The organism is Amycolatopsis sp. Hca4, assembly GCF_013364075.1.
In the GTDB taxonomy this organism is placed as follows: domain Bacteria; phylum Actinomycetota; class Actinomycetes; order Mycobacteriales; family Pseudonocardiaceae; genus Amycolatopsis.
On sequence record NZ_CP054925.1, the window covers coordinates 4,665,592 to 4,677,376 of the forward strand.

General features: G+C 72.2%; 10 protein-coding genes. 6 read left to right on the forward strand and 4 right to left on the reverse strand.

The genetic code is table 11. The features are described from left to right. Positions 1-245: 245 nt before the first annotated feature. From HUT10_RS20245 to HUT10_RS20255, 3 genes are read right to left on the reverse strand one after another with little or no spacing between them, the layout of a single operon-like run. On the reverse strand, positions 246-806 hold the full coding sequence (locus HUT10_RS20245; RefSeq protein WP_176172660.1) for a hypothetical protein: 561 nt from the start codon (positions 804-806) through the stop codon (positions 246-248). A 1-nt stretch (position 807) separates the two neighbouring features. Continuing rightward, complete coding sequence (locus HUT10_RS20250; protein WP_254896952.1) at positions 808-2,658, reverse strand: DEAD/DEAH box helicase; 1,851 nt, start codon at positions 2,656-2,658, stop codon at positions 808-810. 8 nt (positions 2,659-2,666) lie between these two features. Further along, complete coding sequence (locus tag HUT10_RS20255; protein WP_217709627.1) at positions 2,667-4,232, reverse strand: MFS transporter; 1,566 nt, start codon at positions 4,230-4,232, stop codon at positions 2,667-2,669. A gap of 502 nt (positions 4,233-4,734) precedes the next feature. On the opposite strand from HUT10_RS20255, the gene HUT10_RS20260 reads away from it, so the two are divergent. Genes HUT10_RS20260 through HUT10_RS20270 form a run of 3 tightly spaced genes read left to right on the forward strand, consistent with a single transcriptional unit; the run spans position 4,735 to position 8,857 of the window. Beyond that, a complete protein-coding gene (locus HUT10_RS20260) occupies positions 4,735-5,487 on the forward strand; it encodes a response regulator transcription factor (RefSeq protein WP_176172661.1) in 753 nt (250 codons plus the stop codon). A gap of 50 nt (positions 5,488-5,537) precedes the next feature. Continuing rightward, positions 5,538-8,633 carry a chemotaxis protein CheB gene (locus tag HUT10_RS20265; RefSeq protein ID WP_176172662.1) on the forward strand — a complete coding sequence of 1,032 codons (3,096 nt, stop codon included), beginning with the start codon at positions 5,538-5,540 and terminating at the stop codon, positions 8,631-8,633. An 8-nt stretch (positions 8,634-8,641) separates the two neighbouring features. Next, on the forward strand, positions 8,642-8,857 hold the full coding sequence (locus HUT10_RS20270; RefSeq protein ID WP_176172663.1) for a hypothetical protein: 216 nt from the start codon (positions 8,642-8,644) through the stop codon (positions 8,855-8,857). Here HUT10_RS20270 and HUT10_RS20275 read toward each other — a convergent pair. Beyond that, entirely contained in the window at positions 8,854-9,300 is a 447-nt protein-coding gene (locus tag HUT10_RS20275) for a MarR family winged helix-turn-helix transcriptional regulator (protein ID WP_176172664.1), read from the reverse strand. The genes HUT10_RS20270 and HUT10_RS20275 overlap by 4 nt on opposite strands. 62 nt (positions 9,301-9,362) lie before the next feature. Between HUT10_RS20275 and HUT10_RS20280 the strand changes: the two genes are divergently transcribed. From HUT10_RS20280 to HUT10_RS20290, 3 genes are all read left to right on the forward strand, one after another. After that, complete coding sequence (locus tag HUT10_RS20280) at positions 9,363-9,731, forward strand: VOC family protein (protein WP_176172665.1); 369 nt, start codon at positions 9,363-9,365, stop codon at positions 9,729-9,731. A 155-nt stretch (positions 9,732-9,886) separates the two neighbouring features. After that, on the forward strand, positions 9,887-10,780 hold the full coding sequence (locus HUT10_RS20285) for a TIGR03619 family F420-dependent LLM class oxidoreductase (protein WP_176172666.1): 894 nt from the start codon (positions 9,887-9,889) through the stop codon (positions 10,778-10,780). Positions 10,781-11,069: 289 nt separating this feature from the next. Then, a complete protein-coding gene (locus tag HUT10_RS20290) occupies positions 11,070-11,726 on the forward strand; it encodes a lytic polysaccharide monooxygenase (RefSeq protein WP_176172667.1) in 657 nt (218 codons plus the stop codon). Positions 11,727-11,785 lie beyond the last annotated feature (59 nt).

Here is an 11,785-nt window from a genome sequence, read left to right on the forward strand (position 1 = left end):
AACTTCCTTCGATTTCGCCGGCTACCGCGATGTCGTCAAACAAGCGGTTTTCATCTTCGCCGTGCGATCGAGGAGCGCGGGAGCTCGTTCGACGGGCTACAACGGAGTGCCGGAAGGCATCCCGGCCCGGGTAGCCGATCGGGGCGCCCTCTCGGGGTAGCCGATCGGCTACCCCGAGGGCCCGGGCGTCCCGGAACGAGGAAGGGGAATGCGTGCGGGTGCGTCGGTGCGAGTGGTGCGGCCGGTTACCCGGAGACGGTGAAGTACCCGGCCGGATCGAGCGCGGTGAGCGCGATCCACCGCTGCGGGGCCGCCGCCGCGGGCACCCGGGTGTTCTCCGAGGAGGCGTGGAAGAACTCCTGGACCTCGAGGGCGATCCGCGGGTCGTCGTCGACGCGCCGGGCCATCTCGTAGAAGACGGCGAGCACGTGGATGCACCGCCCGGTGTCGTCCGAGCAGGAGCAGTCGACGCCGGCGAGGACCGGCGCGGGCGGGTGGCCTGCCTCGGTGACCACGCGGTGCACCTCGTCGGTGAGGATGGGCCGCGCCCCGCACAGCTGGCCGGTGATCCCGGTGATCGTCTCGCGGGCCATCGGGGCCACCTCGATGCTGGTCACCGAGGTGGTGCGGCCGCGCTGGACGGTCCCGCGCACGGTGCGGCCGTCGATCGTGAGCTGCACGCCGCCGAGGCGCGCCAGCTTGCGGGCGCGGGGCAGCGCCGGGTTGGGCAGGGTCTGGCGCAGCGGCTGGGCCAGCCGGACCCAGTCCCGCCCCCACGCCGTGTAGCCGAAGTCGTCGTCGGGCACGTCAGCTGCTCCGCTTCCGGCGCAGGGTCGCGATCAGGCGGTCGTCGTCCAGCTTGGCCAGTTCGGCGACGCCGGACATGTCGGCGATGTCGGAGAGCGCCGACTTGCGCGAGTGCATGGCCGCGATGTGCTCCTCGACGGTGGTGTTGGTGGTCAGCGTGGTGACGGTCACCGTGCGGGTCTGCCCGATCCGGTGCACCCGGTCGGAGGCCTGCGCCTCCACGGCCGGGTTCCACCACCGGTCGAAGTGGATGACGTCGGCCGCGCGGGTGAGCGTGAGCCCGGTGCCGCCGGCCTTCAGGCTGAGCACCAGCACCTTCGGCCCGTCGTCGGCCTGGAAGCCGCGGACGATTTCGGCCCGCTGGTCGGAGTTCAGGCCGCCGTGGAAGAACGGGACGGACACCCCGAACTGCTCGCCGAAGTGCCGCACGAGCAGCTCACCGGTCTTCCGGTACTGGGTGAAGATCAGCGTCGGCGAACCGGTTTCGAGGTTGTTGGCCACGATGTCCGTGCACAGGTCGAGCTTGCCCGACCGCCCGGCCAGTTCCCCGGCGTCGGGGTCGTCGGCGTCGGCAGGGCCGCCGGCGACCAGGGTCGGGTGGTTGCAGACCTGCTTGAGCGCGGTCAGTGCCGCCAGCACCCGGGCCTGGCGCTGGGCGCCGCTGCCGAAGCCGTCGTCGATCGCCTGCTCCAGCACGCGGTCGTACCGCCGCTGCTGCTCTTCGGTGAGGTCGCAGATCAGGTCGGCGTGGATCTTGGGCGGCAGCGAGCCGGCGACCTGGGACTTCTTCCGCATCAGCACGACCGGCTCGATCACCCCGCGCAGCCGGGCCGCGGCGGCGACCGAGCCGTCCGCGATCGGCCGGATGAACCGGCGGCGGAACTGCGTCTTGTGCCCGAACAGCTGCGGTGCGACCAGGTTGAGCAGCGCCCAGAGTTCTTCGAGCCGGTTCTCGACGGGGGTTCCGGTCAGCGCGATCCGCGCGTCGGCCGCGATGGTCCGCGCGGCCTTCGACACCTGGGTGCGCGGGTTCTTCAGCACCTGGGCCTCGTCGAAGACCGCGGTGGCCCACTGGTGTTCCAGCAGGGCCGGGCCGTGCAGCCGCAGCGTCGGGTACCCGGTGAGCACCACGGTCCGCTCGGCGATGGCTTCCAGCGGCTCTCCCCGCCACGCCACCGCCTTCAGGTCCGGGGCGAAGCGCGCGATTTCGTGCGCCCAGTTGCCGACCAGTGAGGTGGGACAGACGACCAGCTGCGGGCCCGCGTCGGCGCGCCCGACGAGGTAGCCGATGGCCTGCAGCGTCTTGCCGAGCCCCATCTCGTCGGCGAGCACCGCGCCACCGTGGGCGTCGACGGCCTCGCGCAGCCAGCTCACCCCGCGGACCTGGTAGGGCCGCAGCTCGGCGGTCAACGCGGTGCGCAGTTCGGCCGCGACCTCGGTGGTGTGCCGGAACACGGCCGCCGCGTGCTCCGCCGACGTCACGGCGGTGCCGGTGGCGTCGGGCACGGCGTGCGCGGCGATCGGCAGGGCGGCGTCGCCGCCCGCGATCCGCGTGCGCCAGGCCTCGACCGACGCGCCGGGCGAGTCGAGGGGCGCGCCGGCGAGCTTGTCCGGCTCGATCAGCGCGCAGTCGACCTCGGCCACCTCGAACTTGGCGTGGTCGGGTGCCGGGACGACCAGGGCGAGCCGCTCGACGTCACCGACGGGCGGCGGTGCCCCGGGCGCCCGCGACGCCCAGTTCCACAGGGCGAACATGTGCCGGTCCAGCAGATAGGTGGCCTGGCCCGCCACCTGGACACCGGCCGGGCTCGGCTCGGTTTCGCGCACTTCGGTGGCGGTCCGCACGGGCACCCCCGTCTTCACGGCCGGGGCGCCGGGGCGGCCACGGCCTCGGCGCCGCGGGTCTCTTCGTGCTCCGCGACCGGACCACGCTTCTTCCCGGCGGGCAGGGTGACCAGCAGGACGACCGCGCCGAGGAGCGCGATGGCCGCGATCCAGCCCGCGCCGGTGTGCATGGCGTGGACGAACGCGTCGTCGGCGGCCCCGGCCAGACCGGGCGCGGCGTGGCGCGCCTGCTCGGCGGACACCCGCGCCTGCTCCTGCACCGGGCCGGGCACGCCGACCAGCGCGGGTTCGATCGCCCGCCGGTACCCGATCGACAGGATCGTGCCGCCCACGGCGATCCCGATCACGCTGCCGGCCTGCCGCACGGTGTTGGTGACGGCCGAGCCGGCGCCGGCCTGCGCCAGCGGCAGGTGGCCGATCAGCGCGGCGGTGACCGGGCCGATCACCATGCCGATCGCGAGCCCCTGGACGAACAGCAGCACCTCGATCCAGGCGAGGGGGGTCTGCAGGTCCAGGAACGCGTACGCCCCGATGGTCAGCGCGGCCACGGTCAACGCCGGCACGGCGACCGGGCGCACCGACCGGCGGCGGACCAGCCGCGCGGCGAGCGGCGCACCCACGAGGGCACCGGCCGCGGTCGGGATGTTGGCCAGCCCCGCCGCCATCGGCGAGAAGCCGAGCGCGCCCTGCAGGTAGAAAGCGTTGTAGAAGGTGATGGCGGCGACCCCGAACAGCAGCAGCCCGAGCGCCAGGTTGCCGCCGCCGAAGGTGCGGTGCGCGAGCAGCCGCGGGTCGAAGCCGGGCGCCTTGACCCGCAGTTCGACGAGGACGAAGGCGGCCAGCAGCACCAGGCCGGCCAGGATCGGCGCCCAGACGTCGGTCCGGCTCCACGTCGCCACCTGCCCGGCCCGGATCAGCCCGTAGACCAGCGCCACCAGCCCGGCGATCGACAGCAGCATCCCGGCGGGGTCCAGCGGCCGCCGGGTGGGGCTGCGGAAGTTCGGTACCAGCACGGCGATCCCGGCGAGCGCCACGGCCGAGACCGGGACGTTGACCAGGAAGACCGAGCCCCAGTGGAAGTGGGCGAGCAGGAAGCCCGCCAGCACCGGGCCCGCCGCCATGCCGACCCCGGCCGACGTCGAGAAGATGCCGATGGCGGCGGCCCGCGCGGGGCCGGTGAAGGTCCACATGAGAATGGCCAGCATCGCCGGCGTGATCAGCGCGCTGCCCACGCCCATCGCGGCCCTGGCCGCGATCAGCTGGCCCGCATCGCTCGCGTACGCCGCCCACAACGAGGACGCGGCGAACACGACCACGCCGCCGAAGAACACCGTCCGGTGCCCGAACCGGTCGCCCAGTGCGCCCGCGGTGAACATCAGGGTGGCGAAGGCCAGCGTGTACGAACCGGTCGCCCACTGCAGCTCGCCGGGATCGGCGCCGATTCCCCGGACCGGGTCCGCCAGCGTCTCCAGCGTGGTGCTGAGGACGGTGTTGTCCAGCCAGATCAGCACCGAGCACAACATCAGGACGGCAAGAATCAGCCGCTGCCTTGATTTCGGCAGCGTCGGCGGCGCGTTCATGGACACCTTCGGATGGCGGTCGGCGGGAACCGGACCGACGATAAGCAAGTCCGCCCGCGATTGTCAACTTTGTGACATCGGCCGGACTTGTTGCTTCCGAACTGATTCTGTGCCCTCCTGCGGATTTGCACAGGAACCGAATTTGTGCCTCCGCAGGACCGCCGGTGAGAGATCCTATCAATGTTGGTGGCTTGCAATCGGACCGATTCCGTGCTTTCCCGCGCGCCGTGACCTGCGATCCCGAACCCGGCGCCGCGGGCCCGCCCGCCGTCACACCCGCTGGAACAGCGCATTTGACTCGCGCTTTACTCGGCACCAATGGACACTTAATCACCATGCCCGCCAGCACGGGGTGGACAGTTCCCGGCACCTCGTGCCATGCTCGATCGCACGGGTAGACCCCGTTATTCAGCATACACGGTATTTACGTGAGAATAGGCCTGCACAAAGAGGCGTCCACACGCCGACTGGGCCACATGGGGGCTGGAAAATGACAGAACAAATGACAGTGACATCCGGGGCGTCACCGGGATTCGACGGCGCGATCATCCCCGACATGCGCGACCGGCGGAGTTCCCCGTGGCTGGGGCGTTCCCCGCTGCCACCGGGCACCAAGGACACCAATCTGCAGATCATGCTGGTCGTCGAAGACGGCATTCGCCGGTACAGCGTCGAAGGGATGTTCCGCTCCCTCGACATCCGGCTGACCGCGCGGTTCAGCACGGACGTCGAGGACATCTCCACGTTCGGCAACGGCCAGTTGATCATTTCCTCCGGCAGCGCGCGCACGCCGATGCCCACCGGCATCGCCGAAAAGCTGCGGCGCCACCACATCGACGTCCTCATCCTGGTGGACCCGGCCGATGTCATCGACCAGTCATGGGCCGACCACGCGAACGGCTTCCTGGACTGGGCGGACCTGCGTCCCGAGACCCTGGGCGACGCGATCGTCGACGTCGCGGCCGGCCGGTTCCACGTCTCGGCCACGCTGGCCCGGCGCTCGGTGGCGGCCCCCGACCAGGCCGGCGCCGACGCCACCTCGAAGCGCGCGTCGATGATCGCCCTGACGGGGCGGGAACACCAGGTGCTCCGCCTGATCGCCGAAGGGCAGAGCAACCGGCAGGTCGCCCGCTCGCTGAGCATCTCCGAACACGGCGTCAAGCGCACGGTCGGCATCATCCTGGCCAAGCTCAACTGCCCGAACCGGACGCTCGCGGTCGTCCGGGCCATGGAGTCGGGGCTGCTGGTCATGTGAGGTGCCCGGTCCGCCTCGCCCGCAGTGCCGCGGGCGAGCAGACTGGGGCCATGCTCTCCCTCCCGCGCGAATCCCCCGGCCCGCCCGAGCGGGCGGTCGTCGCGCTGGTCGCGTCCGCGGGCGGCCTCGGGGCCATCGCCTCGGTGCTGAGCACGCTGCCGCCCGGCTTCGGGTTCGCCGTGGTCGTCGCCCAGAACATGGGCGGGCACGGCGGGAGGCTGGTCGACGTCCTGCGCCAGCGGCTGCCGCTGACCGTCGAGTGGGCCGTCGACGGCACCCCGCTGCGGGACGGCGTGGTGGCCGTCTGCCCGCCGCGGACCGTGCTGGAACTGCTGCCGGACGGGACGCTTTCGCTGGCTCCGGCCACCGGGCCCGGTTCCGGGGGCGTGCTCGACGCGCTGCTGACCTCCCTCGCCGGGTCCGCCGGCGAGCGCACGGTGGCCGTGGTGCTGTCGGGCATGGGCCAGGACGGCCTGGCCGGCGCGCAGGCGGTCAGGCAGGCGGGCGGAACCGTCATCGCGCAGAGCGAGCAGTCCGCCGAACACGCGTCGATGCCACTGGCCGTCACCGAAGCCGGCGTGGCCAACCTGGTGCTGGACCTGCCCGAGATCGGGCCGGTGCTGTGGGAGGTCGCCCGGCTCTCGCGGGAGGTCGACTGGAGCCAGACGCCGCTGGGTCTGGTCCGGCAGTGGCCCGCCCAGCTGGTCACCCTGGTGCGGACGGTGCTCGACAGCCCGGTGGGCATGTGCTTGCTGTGGGGCCCGGACCTGCTGCAGTTCTACAACGACGCCTACCGGCTGGTGCTCGGGGCCAAGCACCCCGCCGGCCTCGGCAGGCCCCACCGCGAGTGCTGGCCCGAAGCGTGGCACCTCAACGAGCCCCGCTACCGGCGGGCGCTGGCCGGGGAAGCCGTCTCGCTCGAGGACGCGCTCCACCCGATCACCCGGCACGGCGACACCGAGAACGCCTGGTTCGACCTGACCTTCAGCCCGCTGCGCGGCGACGGCCCGGCACCGGTGGGCGTGCTGGTCACGGCCATCGAGACGACGCGCGAAGTGCTCGGCCGCCGCCGGCTCGACCTGCTGAGCACCCTGGCGGGGTACACGCGGAAGTCGGCGTCCGGGCGAGCGGCGCTCGAGTCGTTCGTCGGGGCGCTCGGCGACGACGCCCCGGACATCCCCTTCGCCGCCGCCTACCTCACCGACCCGACGCGGCAGCGGGCGGAGCTCGTGGCGGCGGTGGGCACCCCGGCAGGCGGACCGCTGGCCCCGCACACCGCGTTGCTGTCCTGGCAGCCGCCGAAGTGGCCACTGGCCGAGCTGGTGGCGACCGGCGAGCCCGTCCTCGTCCCGGACCTGGCGCGGGTCTTCCGCGGGGTGACCGTCGGCGCGGACGGCGAAGAACCCGGCTGCGCGATGCTCTTCCCGCTCGGCGAGAGGTCCGCCCACGCGCCCGCCGGGGTGCTGGTCCTCGGCGTGAGTCCCCGGCTGCCGCTGGACGAGGCCTACCGGCACTTCCTCGTCCTGGTCGCGGCGCAGGCCACCGCCGCGCTCACCGACGCCGTGCACCGCCGTCGCCAGGGCGACCGGATCGACCAGCTCGTCGAGCTCGACCGGACCAAGACGCAGTTCCTCTCCACGGTCAGCCACGAGCTGCGTACCCCGCTCACCCTGCTGCTCGCCCCGCTCGACGACCTCGCCGCCCCGACCGCCGGCGTGCCCGCCGAGCTGCGGGAACACGTCGACGTCGCGACCCGCAACGCCCGCCGGCTGCTGGGCATGGTCGAAACCCTGCTCGATTTCTCGCAGCTCGAGGCGGGCCGCGTGCGGGCCAGGTCCGAACCCACCGACCTGGCCCGGCTCACCGAGGACATCGCCAGCACGTTCCGCGGCGCGACCGACCGGGCGGGGGTGGCGCTGCACGTCGACTGCCCCGCACTGAGCGCGCCCGTCCCGGTCGACCCGGAGATGTGGAAGAAGATCGTCGCGAACCTGCTGTCGAACGCCGTGAAGTTCACCTTCGCCGGCACGATCACCGTCACCCTGCGCGAGCTGCCCCGGCACGTCCAGCTCACGGTGCGCGACACCGGCGTCGGCATCCCGGAAGACGAGCTGGTCAAGGTGTTCACCCGCTTCCACCGCGCGCCCACCACCCGCTCGCGCACCCACGACGGCGCCGGCATCGGTCTGGCGCTGGTCCACGAGCTCGCCCGGCTGCTGCACGGCCGGGTCAAGGTGCGCAGCACCGTGGGCGAGGGCAGCGAATTCACCGTGTGGATCACGCGCAAGCAGCCCCCGGGCGCCGCGGTGGCCGAGCCCGGCCGCGTCCACCGCGCCACCGCCGCCACCCTCGCCGAGGCCGCCGAGCACTGGGACACCGACGACGTCCCGGGGCCCGCCCGCCCGGCCCGCGGGCGGCTGCTGGTGGTCGACGACAACCGCGACATGCGGGACTACCTCACCCGGCTGCTGTCGCCGAACTGGCAGGTGCACGCCGTCGGCGACGCGGTGCGGAGCCTGGAGTCGGCGCGCCGGGACCCGCCCGACCTGATCCTCGCCGACGTCATGATGCCGGGGATGGACGGGCTGGAACTGGCCCACCGCCTGCGAGCCGACCCCACGCTGCGGGAGGTGCCGCTGATCATGCTCAGCGCCCGCGCCGGCGAGGACGCCACCGTCGAGGGCCTCACCGCGGGTGCCGACGACTACCTGGTCAAGCCGTTCGCGCCGAGCGAGCTCGTCGCCCGCGTCGCCGCCCAGCTCGAGCGCCGCCGCGTCCGGGCCGTCGCCGACCGGCGCTTCCGCGCCCTCGTCGCCGCGGCGTTCGACGCGGTGTTCCGGATGAACCCGGACTGGAGCGAGCTGCGCGAGCTCGACGGCCGCGGGTTCATCGCCGACACCACCGCCCCGAGCCACTCCTGGCTGGACAGCTACGTCGCCCCGCACGACCAGCCCGGCGTGCTCGCCGCGATCGACGAGGCGGTCCGCACCAGGAGCGTGTTCGACTCGGTCCACCGCGTCAAGCGCGTCGACGGCAGCCTCGGCTGGACGCATTCCCGGGCCGTCCCGCTCTTCGACGACGACGGCGAAGTCGTCGAATGGGTCGGCACCGCCACCGAAGTCCCCGGTCCCGACGGCCGGCGCTGAGGAGCGGCATGCGCGACGAACTCGAGGAACGTGTCGCCGCCATCTCCCGGGCCGCGGCCAAAGCCGGCGAACTGGAGGAACGGGCGGACCGGCTGGCGGCGACCGCGAGACGCGCGTACGCCGAAGCCCGAGCCGCCCAGGAGCGCGCCGAACTGCTCGAGGCCCAGACCCGGGCGCGGCTGCGCCCCACCGGGCCGGAGCAGTGCATGGCGGAAACCGGCTAGGCGTCGTCGTCGCGCAGGGAGCGGATCATGCTCCGCAGGAGCCGGAAAGCGGTGGCCTGCTCGGTTTCGCTCAGGCCGGCCAGCATCCGGAGCTCGACGGACCGGACGGCCACGGTGGCCTTCTCCAGGCTCCGGCGGCCGCGGGGCGTGAGCCGCGTCGGCAGCACCTTCCCGACGGGCGCCTCCGCCGGCCGGGTCACGTAGCCGTCCCGTTCCAGGGCTTGGAGGAGCACGTTCATCGTCTGGCGGGTGACGAACGCGCCGCGGGCGAGCTCGGAGTTCGACAGGCCCGGCCGTTGCGCCAGCAGCTCGAGGCAGGAGTAGTGCGTCACGCTCATCCCGAGCGGCCGCAGCACCTCCTCCATGGCCACGCGCAGGGCGCTCGACGCCTCCTTCAGCAGGTAGCCCAGTGACGTCGGCAGATCGACCCCGGCTTGACTCATGTCAGCATTCTGACATAGAGTCGATCGTGTCAGAAAGCTGACACGAAAAGAAGGAGCAGCGCATGCCCGCCACCGGCCCCGACTTCATTTCCCTGCAGGCGCGCGATCTCGCCGCCTCGCAGGCGTTCTACGAGCGCTACCTCGGCCTGGTCCGGTCGCCGGCCGGACCGCCGCACGCGGTCGTCTTCGAGACGAAGCCGATCACCTTCGCCCTCCGCGACATCGTTCCCGGAACGGACCTGGACGCGGCCCCCCGCCCGGGCCTCGGCGCGGCGATCTGGCTGCACGCGACCGACGTGCAGGCCATCCACGACGCACTCGCCGCCGACGGCCACCCGATCGTTTCGGCCCCGATCGACGGTCCGTTCGGCCGGACGTTCACGTTCGCCGACCCCGACGGCTACCACGTGACGCTCCACGACCGCAGCTGACCGGCGGCCCGCGCACCGCACCGGCGGCCGCCGGATCCGGCGCCCCCAGCGCCGCCGAGCGGTCCGCCCAGCGGACTGCTTGAACGCGCAACTGAATGCGAGTAGTAGTGGCATGAGGACCGAACGCGGTCCGTTCACTCTTCAGGGGAGAAGCAATGCCACTTGGTTTCAGCCTTCCGGTGTTCGGCAAGGCGGCGGCCACGCCGGGCGGGATCGCGCGGTACGCGCGCGAGGCGGAGCGGGCCGGTGCGGCCGGCCTCTGGGTCGGTGACCGGCTGCTGTCGCCGGTCGACCCGGTGGTGTCGTACCCGGGCTACGACGGCATGCCGGAGGAGTTCAACACGGCGCAGGACCCGTTCGCCGCGCTGGCCATCGCGGCGGCCGTGACCGAGACGGCGGTGCTGGGGTCCAGCACGATCAACGCGACCCAGTACCAGCCCGCGAACTTCGCCCGGCTGCTGACCAGCATCGACGTGGCGAGCAACGGCCGGCTGCTGCCCGGGCTGGGCATCGGCTGGTCCCCCGACGAGTACGCGGCCGTCGGCGTGCCGATGTCCGAGCGCGGCAAGCGGCTCGACGACCTGCTCGACCTGCTCGAAACCTGGTGGACGAAGGACACGGTGACCCACGACGGCGTCGGCTACCGGATCGCGGAGTCGAACGTCGCCCTCAAGCCGGTGCGCAAGCCGCCGGTCTACCTCGCCGGCTTCGGCGAGAAGTCCCTGCGCCGGGTCGCCGAGCGCGCCGACGGGTGGCTCCCGGTCTGGTCGGTGCCCGAGCAGTTCCCGGCGGAGGTGATCACCTCGACGCTGGCCAAGCTCCGCGAGGACACCGAGCGGGCCGGCCGCGACCCGCAGGCGCTCGGCGTGGCCCTGCGCGTGAACGCCGACCCCGGCACGGCAGCGGAGGCGATCGCCGAGTCGGTCACCAAGATCGTCGAGCTGGTGGCGCCGGACCACACGTTCGTCGACATCACCTACCTGACGAGCAGCGTCGAGGAACACCTCGACCTCACCGGCCGGTTGCTCGACCTGACCGCCAAGCGCTGATCCCCCGGCGGGAGCCCCGGCGATCCCGGGGCTCCCGCCGGCTCACTGTCCGAAATGGACTACGAACGGCGGAAATGCGCGTGCCACGCTTTCCGCGACCGGCGGCCCCGAAAGTTTCGGGGCCGATCCCGGTATTTTCGAAAAGACGCGACAATGGCGGGGAATAACCCCAACACCGACTCGGCGTTTGGTTGACGTTTGTCCGGATCGCGCCTAAGCTGCTGCCATCCTGGGAGCGCTCCCATATGAACCACCACCGCTCGCTCTTTTCGAGAACGGAGGCTCATCCATGCGTAGGCGCACCTTTTCCGGGACCGGACGCCGCGGCCTCGTCGCCCTGGTCGTCGCCGGGCTGGCCTGCTTGTTCGCCGGGGTCCCGGCCGCCTCGGCGCACGGCACCATCGTCGACCCGGCCACCCGGGCCTACCAGTGCTGGAAGGACTGGGGCAGCCAGCACACGAACCCCGCCATGCAGCAGCAGGACCCCACGTGCTGGGCCGCCTTCCAGGCCAACGCCGACACCATGTGGAACTGGATGAGCGCCCTGCGGGACGGGCTGCACGGCAACTTCCAGGGCGCCACGCCCGACGGGCAGCTGTGCAGCAACGCCCTGTCGCGCAACAACTCCCTGAACACCCCCGGCCCGTGGCGGACCACCAGCGTCGGCAGCAGCTTCACGATGCACCTGTACGACCAGGCCAGCCACGGTGCCGACTTCATCCGGGTCTACGTCAGCAAGAACGGCTACGATCCCACCACGCAGCGCCTGGGCTGGGGCAACCTCGACCAGGTCACGCAGACCGGCCGGTTCGCGCCGGCGAAGGACATCACCTTCACCGTCCAGACCTCCGGCGGCTACCGCGGGCACCACGTCGTCTTCACGATCTGGCAGGCTTCGCACCAGGACCAGACGTACATGTGGTGCAGTGACGTGAACTTCGGCTGACGCATTCCGCACCGGGCCGCGGCGAAGTGTTCGCCGCGGCCCGGTGCGTGTTCTTTCCT